This window comes from Streptomyces sp. RKAG290 (genome assembly GCF_023701695.1).
In the GTDB taxonomy this organism is placed as follows: Bacteria; Actinomycetota; Actinomycetes; order Streptomycetales; family Streptomycetaceae; genus Streptomyces.
Genome location: NZ_JAJOZC010000001.1, coordinates 6,033,577 through 6,051,554 on the forward strand (window position 1 = coordinate 6,033,577; position 17,978 = coordinate 6,051,554).

At 71.5% G+C, this 17,978-nt stretch carries 17 protein-coding genes and 1 pseudogene; 17 read left to right on the plus strand and 1 reads right to left on the minus strand.

Annotation, left to right across the window (positions count from 1 at the left end; all coding sequences use genetic code 11):
- Positions 1-16: 16 nt before the first annotated feature.
- From LNW71_RS26680 to LNW71_RS26745, 14 genes and pseudogenes are all read left to right on the plus strand, one after another.
- Positions 17-1,690 carry a CTP synthase gene (locus LNW71_RS26680; protein ID WP_250970531.1) on the plus strand — a complete coding sequence of 558 codons (1,674 nt, stop codon included), beginning with the start codon at positions 17-19 and terminating at the stop codon, positions 1,688-1,690.
- Positions 1,691-1,778: 88 nt separating this feature from the next.
- The gene (locus tag LNW71_RS26685; protein ID WP_250970532.1) at positions 1,779-2,405 is read left to right on the plus strand and encodes an NUDIX hydrolase; all 627 of its coding nucleotides are present in this window, start codon (positions 1,779-1,781) and stop codon (positions 2,403-2,405) included.
- Between the two features lie 194 nt (positions 2,406-2,599).
- Positions 2,600-4,663, plus strand: coding sequence for a tetratricopeptide repeat protein (locus tag LNW71_RS26690; protein WP_250970533.1), 2,064 nt, complete (start codon positions 2,600-2,602; stop codon positions 4,661-4,663).
- Positions 4,664-4,806: 143 nt separating this feature from the next.
- A complete protein-coding gene (gene ald, locus LNW71_RS26695) occupies positions 4,807-5,922 on the plus strand; it encodes an alanine dehydrogenase (RefSeq protein ID WP_250972162.1) in 1,116 nt (371 codons plus the stop codon).
- A gap of 368 nt (positions 5,923-6,290) precedes the next feature.
- Positions 6,291-7,408, plus strand: a pseudogene (locus LNW71_RS26700) (ParA family protein).
- Positions 7,405-8,001, plus strand: coding sequence for a hypothetical protein (locus LNW71_RS26705; protein WP_250970534.1), 597 nt, complete (start codon positions 7,405-7,407; stop codon positions 7,999-8,001). Before LNW71_RS26700 ends, LNW71_RS26705 begins: the two are co-directional and overlap by 4 nt.
- Before the next feature lie 176 nt (positions 8,002-8,177).
- Positions 8,178-9,311, plus strand: a complete 1,134-nt coding sequence (locus tag LNW71_RS26710; RefSeq protein ID WP_250970535.1) for a ScpA family protein — start codon at positions 8,178-8,180, stop codon at positions 9,309-9,311.
- A complete protein-coding gene (gene scpB, locus LNW71_RS26715) occupies positions 9,308-9,955 on the plus strand; it encodes an SMC-Scp complex subunit ScpB (RefSeq protein ID WP_250970536.1) in 648 nt (215 codons plus the stop codon). The genes LNW71_RS26710 and scpB overlap by 4 nt, the downstream gene beginning before the upstream one ends.
- The gene (locus LNW71_RS26720) at positions 9,955-11,226 is read left to right on the plus strand and encodes a pseudouridine synthase (protein WP_250970537.1); all 1,272 of its coding nucleotides are present in this window, start codon (positions 9,955-9,957) and stop codon (positions 11,224-11,226) included. Before scpB ends, LNW71_RS26720 begins: the two co-directional genes overlap by 1 nt.
- A 131-nt stretch (positions 11,227-11,357) precedes the next feature.
- Positions 11,358-12,011 carry a nicotinamide riboside transporter PnuC gene (gene pnuC / locus LNW71_RS26725; protein ID WP_250970538.1) on the plus strand — a complete coding sequence of 218 codons (654 nt, stop codon included), beginning with the start codon at positions 11,358-11,360 and terminating at the stop codon, positions 12,009-12,011.
- Positions 12,008-13,087: an AAA family ATPase gene (locus tag LNW71_RS26730; RefSeq protein WP_250970539.1), complete on the plus strand. Its 1,080-nt coding sequence runs from the start codon at positions 12,008-12,010 to the stop codon at positions 13,085-13,087. Before pnuC ends, LNW71_RS26730 begins: the two co-directional genes overlap by 4 nt.
- Positions 13,084-13,818 (plus strand): NUDIX domain-containing protein, encoded by a 735-nt coding sequence (locus LNW71_RS26735; protein ID WP_250970540.1) that lies wholly within the window; start codon positions 13,084-13,086, stop codon positions 13,816-13,818. Before LNW71_RS26730 ends, LNW71_RS26735 begins: the two co-directional genes overlap by 4 nt.
- Positions 13,815-14,837, plus strand: coding sequence for an ADP-ribosylglycohydrolase family protein (locus tag LNW71_RS26740; RefSeq protein ID WP_250970541.1), 1,023 nt, complete (start codon positions 13,815-13,817; stop codon positions 14,835-14,837). The genes LNW71_RS26735 and LNW71_RS26740 overlap by 4 nt, the downstream gene beginning before the upstream one ends.
- A gap of 3 nt (positions 14,838-14,840) precedes the next feature.
- Positions 14,841-15,644, plus strand: coding sequence for a DNA polymerase beta superfamily protein (locus LNW71_RS26745; RefSeq protein ID WP_250970542.1), 804 nt, complete (start codon positions 14,841-14,843; stop codon positions 15,642-15,644).
- On the opposite strand, the gene LNW71_RS26750 is transcribed toward LNW71_RS26745, so the two are convergent.
- Positions 15,633-16,346, minus strand: a complete 714-nt coding sequence (locus tag LNW71_RS26750; RefSeq protein WP_250970543.1) for a DNA polymerase beta superfamily protein — start codon at positions 16,344-16,346, stop codon at positions 15,633-15,635. The two genes, LNW71_RS26745 and LNW71_RS26750, sit on opposite strands and share 12 nt — an antisense overlap.
- Before the next feature lie 102 nt (positions 16,347-16,448).
- Between LNW71_RS26750 and LNW71_RS26755 the strand changes: the two genes are divergently transcribed.
- The 3 genes from LNW71_RS26755 to LNW71_RS26765 all read left to right on the plus strand — a co-directional run bounded on the left by LNW71_RS26755 (position 16,449) and on the right by LNW71_RS26765 (position 17,967).
- Entirely contained in the window at positions 16,449-16,880 is a 432-nt protein-coding gene (locus LNW71_RS26755; protein WP_250970544.1) for a YidB family protein, read from the plus strand.
- An 87-nt stretch (positions 16,881-16,967) separates the two neighbouring features.
- The gene (locus tag LNW71_RS26760; protein ID WP_250970545.1) at positions 16,968-17,330 is read left to right on the plus strand and encodes a DUF1304 domain-containing protein; all 363 of its coding nucleotides are present in this window, start codon (positions 16,968-16,970) and stop codon (positions 17,328-17,330) included.
- Between the two features lie 4 nt (positions 17,331-17,334).
- Complete coding sequence (locus tag LNW71_RS26765) at positions 17,335-17,967, plus strand: TetR family transcriptional regulator (protein ID WP_250970546.1); 633 nt, start codon at positions 17,335-17,337, stop codon at positions 17,965-17,967.
- Positions 17,968-17,978: the final 11 nt, after the last annotated feature.

The following is a 17,978-nucleotide window of genomic DNA, read 5'->3' on the forward strand; positions in this document are numbered from 1 at the left end:
GGAGCCCCCTTTGGCTATGCAGCCCACATCCACGACGACCAAGCACATCTTCGTCACCGGGGGTGTCGCCTCTTCCCTCGGCAAGGGTCTGACTGCCTCCAGCCTCGGTGCCCTGCTCAAGGCGCGTGGCCTTCGGGTCACCATGCAGAAGCTCGACCCGTACCTGAACGTCGACCCGGGCACGATGAACCCCTTCCAGCACGGTGAGGTGTTCGTCACCAACGACGGTGCCGAGACCGACCTCGACATCGGACACTACGAGCGCTTCCTCGACGTTGACTTGGACGGCTCCGCCAACGTCACTACAGGCCAGGTGTACTCGCAGGTCATCGCCAAGGAGCGGCGCGGCGAGTACCTCGGTGACACCGTGCAGGTGATCCCGCACATCACCAACGAGATCAAGCACCGCATCCGCCGGATGGCCACCGACGACGTCGACGTCGTCATCACCGAGGTCGGCGGCACGGTCGGCGACATCGAGTCGCTGCCGTTCCTGGAGACCGTGCGCCAGGTGCGCCACGAGGTCGGCCGGGACAACGTCTTCGTCGTGCACATCTCGCTGCTGCCCTACATCGGCCCGTCCGGCGAGCTCAAGACCAAGCCCACCCAGCACTCCGTGGCGGCGCTGCGCAACATCGGTATCCAGCCGGACGCGATCGTGCTGCGCGCCGACCGCGAGGTGCCGACCGCCATCAAGCGCAAGATCTCGCTGATGTGCGACGTCGACGAGGCGGCCGTGGTGGCCTGCCCGGACGCCAAGTCGATCTACGACATCCCGAAGGTGCTGCACTCCGAGGGTCTGGACGCCTACGTCGTGCGCAAGCTCGACCTGCCGTTCCGCGACGTGGACTGGACCACCTGGGGCGACCTGCTGGACCGCGTCCACAACCCCGACCACGAGGTCACCGTCGCGCTGGTCGGCAAGTACATCGACCTGCCCGACGCCTACCTCTCGGTCACCGAGGCCATCCGCGCCGGCGGCTTCGCCAACAAGGCCCGCGTCAAGGTCAAGTGGGTCGCGTCCGACGACTGCAAGACCCCGGCGGGTGCCAAGAAGCAGCTCGGCGACGTGGACGCCGTCTGCATCCCCGGCGGTTTCGGCGAGCGCGGCGTGATCGGCAAGGTCGGCGCCATCCAGTACGCCCGTGAGAACAAGGTGCCGCTGCTCGGCCTCTGCCTCGGTCTCCAGTGCATCGTGATCGAGGCGGCGCGCAACCTCGCCGAGATCCCCGACGCCAACTCCACCGAGTTCGACGCCGCCACCTCCCACCCCGTCATCTCGACGATGGAGGAGCAGCTGGCCTACGTCGAGGGCGCGGGCGACCTGGGCGGCACCATGCGGCTCGGCCTGTACCCGGCGAAGCTCGCCGAGGGCTCGCTGGTCCGTGAGGCCTACGACGGCGAGCCGTACGTGGAGGAGCGTCACCGCCACCGCTACGAGGTGAACAACACCTACCGCGCCGAGCTGGAGAAGAAGGCCGGTCTGGTCTTCTCCGGCACCTCCCCGGACAACAAGCTCGTCGAGTACGTCGAGTACCCGCGCGAGGTCCACCCCTACCTGGTCGCCACGCAGGCGCACCCGGAGCTGCGCTCCCGCCCGACCCGCCCGCACCCGCTCTTCGCGGGCCTGGTGAAGGCGGCCGTGGCGCGTCAGACGGCAGGCAAGTCCGAGGCCACGCCGGGCAAGTAGCGGAGCCTTTCGCAGGCGATACGGTTGACCGGGGTACGGATCCTGAAGGATCCGGACCCCGGTCACTGTTTTTTGTGGGAGGACGTAGATGGGTTTCCAGGACACGCCCGAGGAGTGGCCGGTCACCGCGACCGAGACTCCCTTCCGGGGCAACAAGACCAGCGTCCGCACCGATGACGTGGTGATGCCCGACGGCACGGTCGTGCACCGCGACTACCAGGTCCACCCGGGCTCGGTCGCCGTGCTCGGGCTCGACGACGAGGGCCGCGTGCTCGTGCTGCGCCAGTACCGCCACCCGGTGCGCCACAAGCTGTGGGAGATCCCGGCCGGACTGCTCGACATCCCCGGTGAGAACCCGTTGCACGCCGCGCAGCGCGAGCTCTACGAGGAGGCGTACGTCAAGGCCGAGGACTGGCGGGTGCTGACCGACGTCTACACCACGCCCGGCGGCTGCGACGAAGCCGTACGGATCTTCCTCGCCCGGAACATCTCCGAGGCGGACGGCGAGCGTTTCGAGGTGGCCGAGGAGGAGGCCGACATGGAGCTGGCCCGGGTGCCGCTCCAGGAACTCGTGCGGGGCGTGCTCGCCGGGGACCTGCACAACAACTGCCTGGTGGTCGGCGTGCTGTCGCTCGCGGCGGTGCTCGCCGGTGACGGCGTCGAATCGCTGCGGCCCGCCGAGGCGCCGTGGCCCGCCCGGCCGTTCGAGGCCTGACGGACCGTCGGTCATTACGGGGAGCCGCCCGCGCGGCCGCTCTCCGGACGTCCTCCGATCGGAAAAGATGCTGATCCGATCGGAGGACGTACCCGCCGCGCTCCACCCGATTCGCCCACCCTCCTGAACTACGCTCGGAATGCCCTGACCGGAGTCCCGGCGGGCGAAGCGTGCAGCGAAGTGGAGCGTGGCCCGTGACGCATCAGGCGGTGGACACCAGCGACCCGGCCGAGGCAGCGGGTACCGAGGAGCCGGCCGCCTTCGAGCCCTCTCAGTTCTTCGGGCGCGAGCGCGAGTTGAAAGAACTCAGAGCCGACATCGAACGCGCCGGTCTCGACACCATGGCCGGCCGCAGGAGCGGACGGGCCCGGGTCCTGCTGATCGCCGGACGCCCCGGTTCCGGCCGCACCGCACTGGCCGGCGAACTCACCCGCCTGCTGCTCGGCACCGGCGACTACCCCGACGGCCTGCTCCGCGTCCGGCTCACCGAGCCCGGCGGCGCCCCGGTCCCCACCGAACGCGCCGCCCGGGACCTGCTCGCCCAGCTGGACGTGGTGGGGCCGCCCGGCGCGGACCAGGACGAACTGTCGGAGATGGTGCGCGAGGCCCTCGCCGTACGCCGTGTCCTGCTGCTGCTCGACGACGCGCCGGACGCCGAACAGGTCGACCCGCTGCTCCCGGACAACCCGGACTGCCTGGTCGTCGCCACCGCGCAGGGGCCGCTGACCGGCATCCCCGGGGTCCGGCCCTGCACCATCGGCGGGCTGGAGGCCGGCCCGGCGGTCCAGCTGCTCGCCCGCACCATCGGACAGGTCCGCATCACCGTCGATCCGCGGACCGCCGAGACGCTGGCCGAGGAGTGCGGCGGCCAGCCGGCCGCGCTGGTCATGATCGGGGGCTGGCTCGCCACCCACCCGACCGCCTCGGTGGCCGACGTGGCCAAGCAGCTGGCGGAGCTGCCGGACGACGCCGAGCAGTCCACCGGCGCCCGACCGCTGGCCCGCGCCTTCCGGCTGGTCCACGACTCGCTGCCGCCGACCGCCGCCCGGATACTGCGGCTGCTCTCCCTCGCCCCCGCCGGACTCGCCGACGCCCACACCGCCTCCGCGCTGGCCGGCTGCTCCGTCTCGGCAGCCCAGACCACCCTCGACGACTTCGTACGTCTTGGGCTGCTGCGCACCGACCGGAACCGGCAGCCGCAGTACGAGGTGCCGGGCTGCCTCGCCCCCCTGCTGGGGGCGCTCCTGGAGGACCGGGACCGCCCGGCCGAGATCCAGCTCGCCCGGGCCCGGATGCTGGAGCGGGCCGTGCGCCGCCTCCAGTCCTGCCGGGCGGTCACCGAGCCCGAGGGCTCCCCGGCCCGGCGCAAACTCGCGGGGCTGCCGCGCTCCCTGCGGTTCCCGGGCCCCGAAGCGGCCGCCGAATGGCTGCGGATTCGCCGGCCCGCGCTGCTCGCCTCCGCGAGGGCCGCTGTCGAGGACGGTGAACTCGACACCCTGGCAAGGCGGTTGGTGGCCGCGCTGGTGCGGGCGCTGGCCGCGCACGAGGGCACCGAGGCGGCCGCCCCCGAGCTGTACGGCCTGCACAGCCTGGTGCTGGCGGTCGCCGAGCGCCGCGAGCTGCCGCGGGAGCGGGCGGCGGCCCTGCTCAACCTCGCCGACCTGGACGCCGGGACCGGCCGGACGCGGGAGGCGCTGACCCGCTACCGGGCCGCGCTGGACGCCGGACGGGCCGCCAAGGACCCGTACGCCACCGGGCGCGCGATGGAATCCGTAGGCGGCGCCTATGCGGAACTGGGTGACTTCCACCGGGCCTCCGACTGGTACGGCCGGGCACTGGCCCAGCGGCTCACCCAGGGCGAGCGGGCGGACGAGGCGCGGCTGTACGGGCGGCTCGGCACCGTCCACACCTACGCCGGCCGGTACGGCGAGGCGCTGCGGAACTGGCGGGCCGCGGCGGCCGGCTATCGCAGGCTCGGTGACCTGCCCGCCCAGGCCCGGGCGCTCAGCGAGGTCGCCCGGGTGCAGGAGTACGCGGGCCGTCCGCAGGAGTCGCTGCAGACCTGCCGGGAGGCCGTGGAATGGGCGCGGCAGGCCAAGGACGTACGGCTGCAGGCCGCGCTCGAGCTGCGGCTGGCCGACACGCTGGACCGGCTCGGTGACCCCGCTGCCGCGGGGCTGCACAGGGGTGCAGCCGAGAGATTGCTGGGCGAGGAGAGCGCAGCCTACGAAATCCGTGGTGCTTCGACAGAAAATTAATGCTTTGTAAGGCTAGACAGCGAGAAGCCCTTCATTAGACTGGCTCTGCCGCGGGCGTTCGCGGTGTCTCCATTTACGCTGCGTCTATCCGGGTATGTATTGCTATGTCCGGGTAGCCCTCTGAGCCAAGGACCGTGATCGACGTGAAGGTCGGCATCCCCCGCGAAGTCAAGAACAACGAGTTCCGCGTGGCGATCACGCCTGCCGGTGTGCACGAGCTCGTCCGCCACGGCCACCAGGTCGTCATCGAGGGGAACGCCGGAGCCGGCTCCTCCATCACGGACGAGGAGTACGTCGCCGCCGGCGCGCAGATCCTGCCCACCGCCGACGAGGTCTGGGCCACCGCGGACCTGCTCCTCAAGGTCAAGGAGCCGGTCGCCGAGGAGTACCACCGCCTGCGCAAGGGCCAGACCCTGTTCACGTACCTGCACCTCGCCGCCTCCCGCGCGTGCACGGACGCGCTGCTGGAGTCCGGCACCACCGCCATCGCCTACGAGACCGTCGAGACGGCGAACCGCGCGCTGCCGCTGCTCGCTCCGATGTCAGAGGTCGCGGGCCGGCTGGCCCCGCAAGTCGGCGCGTACCACCTGATGCGCTCGGTCGGCGGCCGCGGTGTGCTGCCCGGCGGTGTCCCGGGTACGGCGGCCGGCCGTGCCGTCGTCATCGGCGGCGGCGTCTCCGGCTGGAACGCCACGCAGATCGCCGTCGGCCTCGGCTTCCACGTGACGCTCCTCGACAAGGACATCAACAAGCTCCGCGAGGCCGACAAGATCTTCGGCACCAAGGTGCAGACGGTCGTCTCCAACGCCTTCGAACTCGAGAAGGCCGTCGTCGAGGCGGACCTGGTCGTCGGCGCCGTGCTGATCCCCGGCGCGAAGGCCCCGAAGCTGGTCACCAACGAGCTCGTCGCCAAGATGAAGCCCGGAAGTGTACTTGTCGACATTGCAATTGATCAGGGCGGTTGCTTCGAGGACTCGCACCCGACGACGCACGCCGAGCCGACCTTCATGGTTCACGACTCGGTCTTCTACTGCGTCGCCAACATGCCGGGCGCGGTGCCGAACACCTCCACGTACGCCCTCACCAACGCCACGCTGCCCTACATCGTGGAGCTCGCGAACCGCGGCTGGGTCGAGGCGCTGCGCCGTGACGCCGCACTCGCCAAGGGCCTCAACACCCATGACGGGCAGGTCGTTTACCGTGAGGTGGCCGAGGCGCACGGCCTCGCCCACGTCGAACTGAGCGCCCTTCTCGGCTGAGGGGTCAACACCCTTCGTCAACCTCGTGCGTCCGGCCGGACCTTGCCGAGCAAGGTCCGGCCGGACGCATGTCGGGCCTCCCGGGAGCCCCGCGCAACTCGCCTCGAACGTAACCCTTTAACCGTTTCGTGCACCCGCGAAAAGCGCGCCCGAGGGGCTGTGCGCCCTTGACAGAGGGGTGTTCGATTGCCGACACATCGGGCCGGGTCCGGCGGATTGTGTTGCTGCGGACCGGTGACACGCCATAGAGTCGCCAATCGTCGGCATGGTGCCACGCTGACCTATCGATAAGTTTCCTGGTCACGTCCAAGGAGGTAAGACGACTTGTGAATGAGTCGACATTTACTCCCGGGGGTGTTCAACCAGGGATGCCTGCACGGGGCCAGAGCCCGAACGGGCTGGAGGCTGTCGGCTCCGTCGCTGTCCGCACCTTCGCCACCCACCAGCACATGACGACAGCCCCCAGATGATGGACGGCCTACACGTGAACGCCATGGCCGGCAACGAGAGTGGCCGGGACACCGCCCACTTCGCCGACTTCGACGAGGCGCCCCAAGGGCGTTTCTACGACCCCGACGCCGAGTACGAGCCCGACCCGGAGTACGCGGCCACGCTCGCGCCCGATGCCGCGCGGCAGCGCCGCGAGCGGATCGGTCCGACCGGCCGGCCCCTGCCCTACTTCCCGATCCCGGGCCCGCTGACCGACCACGGCCCCGCGAAGATCATCGCGATGTGCAACCAGAAGGGCGGCGTCGGCAAGACCACGTCGACCATCAACCTGGGTGCCGCGCTCGCGGAGTACGGACGGCGTGTCCTGCTCGTCGACTTCGACCCGCAGGGAGCCCTGTCGGTCGGTCTCGGCGTCAACCCGATGGAGCTCGACCTCACCGTCTACAACCTGCTCATGGAGCGGGGCATGGCGGCCGACGAGGTGCTCCTGAAGACCGCCGTGCCCAACATGGACCTGCTGCCGAGCAACATCGACCTGTCGGCCGCGGAGGTCCAGCTGGTCAGCGAGGTGGCCCGGGAGTCCACGCTGCAGCGCGCCCTGAAGCCGCTGATGGCCGACTACGACTACATCGTGATCGACTGCCAGCCTTCGCTCGGCCTGCTCACCGTGAACGCCCTGACCGCCGCGCACAAGGTGATAGTGCCGCTCGAGTGCGAGTTCTTCGCGCTGCGTGGTGTGGCACTGCTCACCGAGACCATCGAGAAGGTCCAGGAGCGGCTCAACCCGGAACTGGAGCTCGACGGCATCCTCGCCACCATGTACGACTCCCGTACGGTGCACAGCCGTGAGGTCCTGGCGCGCGTCGTCGAGGCCTTCGACGATCACGTCTACCACACGGTCATCGGGCGCACGGTGCGCTTCCCGGAGACCACGGTCGCCGGTGAGCCCATCACGACGTACGCCTCCAACTCGGTCGGTGCCGCCGCCTATCGCCAGCTCGCCAGGGAGGTGCTCGCCCGGTGTCACGCCGAGTGAGTCTGCCCGGGGCCGACGAACTGTTCCGTACCACCGGGGGGATGGGGCTGCAGTCCTCGTCCCCCGCGGAACGGCGGCGCAAGGCGAACGGCGAAGCCCGGGTGCCGGCTCCGGCCGGCGAGAAGGATTCCGGGGCCGAGGCCCCGGGCACGGGTGCCGAGGCCCCCGTGGGCACGGCACCCTCGCAGGAGGAACACTCCGCGGCGGACGCCGACGCCGGCGACTCGCGCAGCCGCGGCGGCGGTGAGAACGACCGGATGGCGGTGGCCGCACAGGCCGCGCGCCGCCCGCAGCCGCCGTCCTCGCAGGAGCCGGTTCCGGCACCTGTCGTCCAGCAGCAGCGCCGACGCGGTGGCGGCCGCGGGGCGAACCGGCGGCCCAGCGGCCGGGAGCGCCACGACGAGAAGATCACGGTCTACGTCTCGGCCGAGGAGCTGATGGACCTCGAACACGCGCGGCTGGTGCTGCGCGGCGAGCACGGGCTGGCCATCGACCGCGGGCGCATCGTCCGTGAGGCGGTCGCCGTCGTCCTCGCGGACCTGGAGTCGCGCGGCGACGCGAGCATCCTCGTACGGCGGCTGCGCGGCCGCTGACCGGTGCGACGCCGGTAGCCTGCCCCGGAGGACCGCCGCCGGGCGGTCCGGCCCCTAGGGCCTCTCGTTCGGATCATGCCGGGCTCGCGTGCCCCGCTCCCCGGTCCGGCCTGATCCGAACGAAAGACCCTAGGGCCGCCGTCCGTCGCCCGTGTCCCGCCGCACCCTGGATCTCCATGCCATCACCCGACGAGCCCGCCCGCACCTCCCGCCGCCCACTGGGCCGCGGGCCGGGGGGCAGGCCCGCGCCCGGGTGGGCGGAGGACGACGGTGCGGGGGCCGGCCCGGCCGCCCCTGTCCGGCCCGCCCCCGAGGCGAGGGAAGCGTCCCTGGACGCCCCGGAAGCCCCGGAATCTCCTGAAGCCGCAGAAGCCCCGGAAGCCGCAGAACCCCCACCGGCCCCGGAAGCGCCGACGGCCTCTGAAGCTCCTGAAGTCCCAGAACCCGCACCGGCCTCCGAAGCGCCGACGGCCCCCGTGGCCCCCGTGGCCGAGGACGGGCGGTTCACTGTCCGGCTGGCGAACTTCGAGGGGCCCTTCGACCTGCTGCTGCAGCTCATCTCCAAGCACAAGCTGGATGTGACCGAGGTCGCACTGTCCAAGGTCACCGATGAGTTCATGTCCCACATCCGGGCCATGGGGCCGGACTGGGACCTGGATCAGACGACCGAGTTCCTCGTCGTCGCGGCGACCCTCCTCGACCTCAAGGCCGCCAGGCTGCTGCCCACCGCAGAGGTGGAGGACGAGGGGGACCTGGCGCTGCTCGAGGCCAGGGACCTGCTCTTCGCGCGGCTGCTGCAGTACCGCGCGTACAAGCGCATCGCGGAGATCTTCAGCGCCCGCCTCGAATCGGAGGGCCGCCGCTTCCCCCGTACCGTCGGGCTGGAACCGCACCATGCCGCGCTGCTGCCCGACGTCGTCATCAGCATCGGGGCCGAGGGTTTCGCCCGGCTGGCCGTGAAGGCGATGCAGCCGAAACCCCGGCCGCAGGTCTACGTCGACCACATCCACGCCCCGCTGGTCAGCGTGCGCGAGCAGGCCGGGATCGTGATGGCGCGGCTGCGGGAGGCGGGGGAGATCAGCTTCCGGGCGCTGACCGAGGACGCCCCGGACACCCTCACCGTCGTGGCCAGGTTCCTCGCGCTGCTGGAGCTCTACCGGGAGAAGGCCGTCGCCCTGGACCAGGAGGAGGCGCTCGGGGAGCTCATGGTGCGCTGGGCCGGGGGAGCGGGGGCCGAGCCCATCGTGACGGACGAGTTCGACCAGGAGGCGCAGGCCGTGCAGGACGTGCAGCAGGATGTGAAGGCATGAGCGAGCAGGACGTCACCGGTTCCACCGTCGCGGATCTCGATCTCAAGCCGGCCCTGGAGGCCGTCCTGATGGTCGTCGACGAGCCCGCCACCGAAGAACACCTGGCCAAGGTGCTGGAGCGGCCCAGGAGGGCCGTCGCGGACGCCCTGCGCGAGCTGGCCGACGAGTACACCGTGCAGCGCCGCGGTTTCGATCTCAGGCTGGTGGCGGGGGGCTGGCGCTTCTATACCCGCCCGGAGTACGCGGCAGCGGTCGAGGGCTTCGTCCTGGACGGCCAGCACGCCCGTCTCACGCAGGCGGCACTGGAGACCCTCGCGGTGGTCGCGTACCGCCAGCCGGTGAGCCGTTCACGGGTCTCGGCGGTGCGCGGAGTGAACTGTGACGGGGTCATGCGGACCCTGCTGCAGAGGGGTCTGGTAGAGGAAGCGGGCGCGGAACCCGAAACAGGTGCGATCCTGTACAGGACGACGAACTACTTTCTGGAGCGAATGGGCCTGCGTGGCCTGGATGAGCTCCCGGAGCTCGCGCCCTTCCTCCCCGAGGCGGACGCGATCGAGGCTGAGACGCTAGAGGGTGTGCCGTCGTTCGATCCGGACGCACCGGACACCCCGGATACTCACGCAGACGACAAGACGGATTTTTGATGCGAAGCAGTGGCAGGAACAGCGGAAGCGGCAGCACCGGCGGCAGGAGCGGCGGCAGCGGCGGCGGCAGGAGCGGTAGCGGCAGCACCGGCGGCAGGAGCGGTGGCGGCGGCAGGAGCGGTGGCGGCAGCACCGGCGGCAGGAGCGGTGGCGGCGGCGGGGGCAGGAGCGGCGGCGCCAGGAACAACAGCGGCACCGGCAGGAACAGCAACCCGAACCCCCGGGTCTCCGGCTCCGAGCGTGACGACAGCCAGGAGCAGCGCCCCCGCCGCCCCAGGCCCGAGGAGCGCCGCTACGACGTGGGCAACGACAAGCCGGGCGGCGACGGCGGCACCCGCAAGGGCCGCGGCGCAACGGCCCGCGGCGGCGCCAAGGGCGGCCCGAAGGCGGCGACGCCCGGCTCCGCCAGGAGCGGTGGCCAGCGGCGTGCCCCCTACGGCGCCGCGTCCCGCCCGCGTGAGCTCGACGCCAAGATCGAGCAGCGCAACCGCGACAGGTACGCGGACAAGCCCTCGGTCCAGACGCCCAGGACCAACCCGGGTGCCGAGCAGGAGGGCGAGCGGCTGCAGAAGATCCTGGCCCGTGCCGGGATGGGCTCGCGCCGCGCGTGCGAGGAGCTGATCGAGCAGTCCCGCGTCGAGGTGAACGGCGAGATCGTCGTCGAGCAGGGCATGCGCGTCGACGTGCAGAAGGACGAGATCAAGGTCGACGGCCTGACCGTGGCCACCCAGTCGCACCTCTTCTTCGCGCTGAACAAGCCCGCCGGCGTCGTCTCCTCCATGGAGGACCCCGACGGCCGTCAGTGCCTCGGCGACTACGTCACCAACCGTGAGACGCGCCTCTTCCACGTCGGCCGGCTGGACACCGAGACCGAGGGCATCATCATGCTCACCAACCACGGCGAGCTGGCCCACCGTCTCACCCACCCCAAGTACGGCGTGAAGAAGACCTACCTGGCCGCCATCCAGGGACCGCTCCCGCGCGACCTGGGCAAGCGGCTCAAGGACGGCATCCAGCTGGAGGACGGGTACGCCCGCGCCGACCACTTCCGCGTCGTCGAGAACACCGGCAAGAACTACCTCGTCGAGGTGACCCTCCACGAGGGCCGCAAGCACATCGTCCGCCGGATGCTGGCCGAGGCCGGCTTCCCGGTCGAGCGGCTCGTCCGGACGTCGTTCGGGCCGATCCCGCTGGGCGACCAGAAGTCGGGCTGGCTGCGCCGGCTCACCAACACCGAGGTGGGCATGCTGATGCGCGAGGTCGGTCTGTAGACCGCCCACCCCACAGCACACGGCCCGCGGCCGGTTCCTGCACTTCGTTTTCTCGAAGAGGAACCGGCCGCGGGCCTTTTGCTACCTGCGTTCGACCCTTTATAGTCATAGTGACTATTAAGGAGGCGGGAGTGAGTCTCGCGGACATCCTCGATCCCCTGCAGCAACCCCTGGTGACGGTCCTGGACACCCCGGTCAGCTGGACCGAGGTGCTGGGCTTCGGCAGCGGGGCGCTGTGCGTCTGGCTCGTGGCCCGCCAGCACCTCGCCAACTGGCCGATCGGCATCGCCAACAACCTCTTCTTCATCCTGCTGTTCACCCAGTCCGGTCTGTACGCCGACGCCGGCCTCCAGATCGTCTTCATCGCCCTTGCCGCGTACGGCTGGTGGACCTGGACCCACGGGGGTGGACCAGGGACGAACGGCCTGCCGGTGCGGAGCACCACCCGCACCGAGTGGCGCCTGCTGCTCGCGGCAGGGGCGGTGGGGACATTCGCGCTGACCGTCCTGCTGGACCGGGCCACCGACTCGACGGTGCCCTTCTGGGACGCCCTGACGACCGCGCTCTCGCTGGCGGCGACGTACGGGCAGTGCCGAAAGCTCGTCGAGTCGTGGTGGCTGTGGATCGCCGCCGACGTGGTGTACATCCCGCTCTACGCGTACAAGGAGCTCTACCTCACGTCACTGCTGTACCTCGGCTTCCTGACGCTGTGCCTGATCGGCCTGCGCAACTGGCGGCGTGATCTCACCGTCCGGCGGCGCGAGCCCGTGGAGGTCATGGCATGAAGCGTTTCGCGCACGGGCTGGTGCTCGGCAAGTTCTACCCGCCGCACGCCGGCCACCACCACCTCGTCCGCACCGCCCAGGACCGCTGCGAGCGGCTGACCGTGCTGGTCTGTGCCGCCTCGGTGGAATCCGTCCCGCTGGAGGACCGGGTCGCCTGGATGCGGGAGGTGCACCCGGACGTGACGGTGGTGGGCGCCGTCGACGACACCCGGATGGATCTCCACGACCCGGCGGTCTGGGACGCCCACATGGCGGTCTTCACCGGGGCCGTGCCCGAACCCGTGGACGCCGTCTTCACCTCGGAGTCGTACGGGGACGAACTCGCCCGCCGCTTCGGCGCCGAGCCCGTCTGCGTCGACCCCGGACGCACGGTCTTCCCGGTCTCCGGCACCGCCGTCCGTGAGGACCCGGCCGGCTGCTGGGACTTCCTCGAACCCCCGGTGCGGGCCGCGCTCACCCGGCGGGTCGTCGTGCTGGGCGCCGAGTCCACCGGCACCACCACGCTGGCCCGCGCCCTCGCCGGCCACTACCGCAGGCGCGGCGGCATCTGGGCACTCACCGGATACGTCGCCGAGTACGGGCGCGAGTTCAGCGAACAGAAGCTGGCCGCGCTGCGCGCCCGGTGGCCCCGGGCCCAGTGGGAGGACGTCGCCTTCACGACCGAGGACTTCCCGCTGATCGCCCGGACCCAGAACGCCCGGGAGGAGGCGGCTGCCCGCACCGGTTCCCCGGTGCTCATCTGCGACACCGACTCCTTCGCCACGACGGTGTGGCACGAGCGGTACGTCGGCGGCCGCAACCCGCTCGTCGAGCAGACGGCCGACCGGGTCACCCATCACCTGTGGCTGCTCACCGACCACGAGGGCGTCGCCTTCGAGGACGACGGGCTGCGCGACGGCGAGGAGTTGCGGCCCTGGATGACCGACCGCTTCCGGGCCGAACTCACCCGTACCGGCCGGACGTTCGTCGAAGTCACCGGAAGCCGCCAGGAGCGCCTGGCCACGGCCGTGGCGGCGGTCGACGCCCTGCTCGCCGAGGGCTGGGACTTCGCCGCACCCCTCCCGGAGCGGCGATGAGCGCCGCCGCCCCCGAGGGCTACGACCCGTACGCCTTCGAACCGTTCGCCGTCACCGTCGACCTCGCGGTCTTCACCGTCCGCGACACCCGGCTGCACGTCCTGCTCGTCGAACGGGGCGAGGACCCGTACAAGGGCCACTGGGCGCTGCCGGGGGGCTTCGTGCTGCCCCGCGAGTCCGCCGGGACCGCGGCCCGCCGCGAGCTGGCCGAGGAGACGGGGCTGAGCGAGGACACCGTCGCGGGCCTCCACCTGGAGCAGTTGCGTACCTACAGCGACCCGGACCGCGACCCGCGGATGCGGGTCGTCTCGGTGGCGTACGCCGCGCTCGTACCCGACCTGCCCGAACCGCGCGGGGGCGGCGACGCCGCCAGCGCCCGCTGGTGGGACACCGGGGGACTCGGCGTGCTCGCCTTCGACCACGACCGGATCCTCGCCGACGCACAGTCCAGGATCGGCGCCAAGCTCGAGTACACCTGTCTGGCCACCGCGTTCTGCCCGCTCGAATTCACCCTGGGGGAGCTCCAACAGGTGTACGAGACGGTCTGGGGCGTCGAGCTGGACCGGCCCAACTTCCGGCGCAAGGTCCTCACCACGCCCGGCTTCGTCCAGGCCGTGGAGGGATCGCCGCGCCGCACCGGCGGACGGGGAAAACCGGCCGCCCTCTACCGGGCGGGTGCCGCCACCGCCCTGCACCCCCCACTGCTGCGACCGGAAGGAAGAAGCACGTGATCGTGACCAGGACCATCACCAAACAGGCAGCCACCGGGGCACTGACCGGGCTCGCGCTCGGCGATGCGCTGGGCTTCCCGACCGAGTTCAACAACGTCCCGTCGATCCTCGCCAAGTGCGGGCCGTGGCGCCAGATGCGGCTGCCGAAGCCGGCCGTCGTCAGCGACGACACCCAGATGACGCTGGCCCTGGGGCGCGGCATCCGTACCGCCATGGACCGCGGACTGCTCACCCCGCTGCGGCTGGTGCGCCCGGTGCGCGAGGAGTTCGTCGACTGGTACCACTCACCCGACAACAACCGCGCCCCCGGGCGCACCTGCATGACCGCCTGCCGGATGCTCGACAGCGACCGGGTCTGGCAGGAGGCCAGCCAGACCGGTTCCAAGGGCTGCGGCGCCAACATGCGGGTCGCGCCCGTCGGACTCGTCCCGGGGCTGAGCGACGAACAGCGCGCCGGAGCGGCCCAGTTGCAGGCCGCTCTCACCCACGGGCACCCGACCGCCCTCGCCGCGTCCGACCTGATGGCCCGCGCGGTGTACCTGCTGGCGCAGGGCGCGGAGCCGCTGGGACTGATCGGCCAGCTGCGCAGCTACGCGTACGAGAACAGCGGCCGCTACCTCACGCGCTGGCTCGGCGACCTCTGGCGGTACGCGGGCGACTCCTCGCCCGAGCTGTACATCCAGCGGGGCTGGGACGAGTGCCTCACCGCGCTGGCACGCGTCCAGGACGCGCTGCGCGACCCGTCCCCGGAGACCGACCCCTGCGAGGCGACCGGCGACGGCTGGATCGCCGAGGAAGCCCTCGCCACGGCCCTGCACTGCTTCCTGCTCTTCCCCGACGAACCCGTCACCGCCCTGCGCCGGGCCGCCTGCACCCGGGGCGACTCGGACTCGCTCGGCTGCCTGACCGGTGCGCTCGCCGGGGCGCACCTGGGGTCGGGGGCCTGGCCCAAGGAGTGGTCGGAGCGGATCGAGTACCGCAGCGACCTGCTGTCACTGGGGGCGCTCTGGGACGCTTGAGCCATGCGTACGCACACCTTGCACCTCCAGGAGGCCGGGCTGCCGGTCACGGACTTCGGTCCGGTCCTCGCCGAGGAGCCCCACCCCCTGTTGTTCGCCACCGTCTCCGGTGCGCACCTGTACGGATTCCCCTCCCGGGACTCGGACGTGGACCTGCGGGGGGTCCACCTCCTGCCCGCGGCGGATCTCGTCGGGCTGCGCGAGCCGGAGGAGACGCGTTCGCGGATGTGGGTCAGGGACGGGGTCGAGATGGATCTCGTCAGCCATGACCTGCGCAAGTTCGTCCGGCTGATGCTGAAGCCGAACGGCTACGTACTGGAGCAGCTGCTCTCGCCGCTGGTCGTGCACACGAGCGCCCTGCACGGGGAACTGGCTGCCCTGGCCCCGGGCGTCCTCACCCGCAACCACGCCCACCACTACCGGGGCTTCGCCAACACCCAGTGGCGGCTCTTCGAGAAGACCGGCGAGCTGAAGCCGCTCCTGTACACCTTCCGGGCGCTGCTCACGGGCATCCATCTGATGCGCACGGGCGAGGTCCTGGCGCATCTTCCGACGCTCCTGACCCGGGTGCAGGCGCCGGCCTGGCTCCCCGGACTGATCGCGGCCAAGGCCGAGGCCGAGCACGCGGCCGCCGGCGGCGTGGACGGTGCGACGGCGGGCCGGGAAGTCGAGTCGCTGCACCTGGTGCTCGACGAGGCGCAGGCGGCCTCGGAACTCCCGGACGGGGCGGGCGGGTCGGACGCCCTGCACGACCTCGTGGTGCGGGCGCGCCTGGGCTCGGTGCCGGTCCAGGCCTCAGCCGGCTGAATCCGCCTCGGCCGCCAGCGCCGAAGCCCGGCGGGTGCGGGTCAGGAAGTCCTCGACCCGCGCCCGGTCCGGCTCCGCAGGCAGCGGGGAGGCGGCGGCGGCCTCGTCGTTCTCCTCGGCAAGTCTCGTCATGCGCCGCTCGACCTCCGGCCAGGCGACCTCACCCCGCTTGACCGCCAGCAGTTCCTCCCGGGCCGCGCCCACGTCGATGGTGAGCTCGCCGGTACGCAGCAGATCCCGGCCGCCGGCCAGTAGCCGCAGCAGATGCATGGCGTGCTTCCAGCGCGGCGCCCCGTACTGCCGTACGTCCGCGTCCAGCTTCCGGCGCTGCCCCAGTGCATAGCGTACGAAGGTCAGGTGCGCCTGCCGGGACAGGAACGCCCCGCGCAGCGAGAGCAGTTCACGACCGGTCGCGTCGGCCTGTTCCACCAGGGGCGAGTGCAGGCACTCCAGCACGTTGGGGTTGGCCCGCAGGGCCAGCTCGCAGAAGCGTTCCAGCTCCCAGGAGAACTGCTCCTCGGCGGGTCCCTCGACATGCGTCGGAGGCTTGTCGAACCGCCAGAAGGACGGGGTCGGCGCGAGGAAGACCCCGCGCCGGTCGGTGTCGCTGCCGTCCGTGGCGAGCCCGAAGGCGCGTGAGCCCATCACACAGGAGTAGACCGTGTGGTCGCGGACGAGTGCCTCGGCAGTGGGGACGGTCATGCGGGGAGGCTACGCCAGAGCGGGCGGCCCCGTCCGAGTGGCAGCGCCCCCCGTCCTGTCCGACATTGTCGATAAATCATTCCTCCTCGGAAAGGCAGAACCATGGCGGGAAACGACCTCGGCAGCCTGCTGGGCAGTCTGTTGGGTGGCGGTCGGAGTGCTGGTTCCGGTGGCGCGGGAAACATCCTCGGATCGCTGCTCGGGGCGCTGGGCGGCAGTAAGGGCGGTGCCGCCGGCGGCTCCGGCAACGCGCTCGAAGGGCTGATCGGCATGCTCACCAAGTCCGGGCTCACCGACCAGGCGCAGTCCTGGGTCGGGACCGGGGAGAACAAGTCGGTGAGCGGGGCGCAGATCGCCGAGGCGCTGCCGGACGAGACGCTGCGGAAGGTCGCCCAGGAGGCCGGCGTCTCCCCGGAGCAGGCGGCGGACGAGATCGCCCGCTCGCTGCCCGTGACGGTCGACAAGCTGACTCCCGCCGGAGAGGTGCCGAAGGGGGGCTCGATCGAGGACCTGGTCCGGGAGCAGCAGCTCTGAGCCGGGCGTCCGGGCCGGCCGGCACCGCATCGACTTACTGTACAGTTGTCCAGGAAATCGATGCGGAAGGTCGTCAGGTCGTTCACCATGCAGACAGCAGCCCAGGTGCTGGTCGCGCTCGTCGCGCTGATCCACGCCTACTTCCTGGTCCTCGAAATGTTCCTCTGGGACACCCCGCGCGGCCGCAGGGTCTTCGCCACGACGCCGGAGTTCTCCCGGGAGAGCGCCCCGCTGGCCGCGAACCAGGGGCTCTACAACGGGTTCATGGCCGCCGGGCTCGTCTGGAGCCTGATCGCGGGCGACCCGGTCGCCCGCCCGGCACAGATCTTCTTCCTCTGCTGTCTGGCCGTCGCGGGCGTGTACGGCGCCGCCACCGTCAACCGGAAGATCCTCTTCGTGCAGGCGGTCCCCGCCGGAGCCGCCCTCGCGCTCGTACTGACGGCGGGCTGAGCCGGTGGCTCCCGCGGTGACCGCGGGCAGCGGCGACCCGCGTACCGCCCGCACCCGCGGCAGGCTCCGTGCGGCGCTCCTGGCGGCGTGCGAGGAGCAGCCGCTCGACCGGGTCAGTGTGTCCGAGGTCGTCCGCCGGGCCGGGGTCGGGAGGGCCACCTTCTACCTGCACTACGCCGATCTGCGCGCCCTCGCCGTGGACGCCTGCGCCGAGGTCGTCCGGCTGGCCGTGGAAGCCCTGCACGCCTGGGGCGACGCACCTGCGCGGCCCGACGCGCCGCCCGCGGAACTGGCCGGCCTGCTGGGCGCCGTCAGGGACCGTGCGGAGGTCTACCGGAGCCTGCTGGGCCCGGGCGGCGGCGGGCCGCTCGGCGAACTGCTGCACGAGGAGCTCAGGTCCCGCAGCCTCGCTGAACTCAGGCGCCGCCGCCCGGCGGGGACCGGAGCCGAGGTGACCGCCGCCGCCGTCGCCGGACTGTTCTGCGGGGTCCTCGCCGACTGGGTGCACGCACGCATCGACGCCACCCCCGCACAGCTCGCCGCGAGGGTCTGGCGGATGCTGATCGCCGTGCACGCCGCCGCCGCGTCTCACGGACAGGGCACCCCGGCAGCCGGCGGCGCCTCCCCTCTACGCTGAAACGCAAGCGC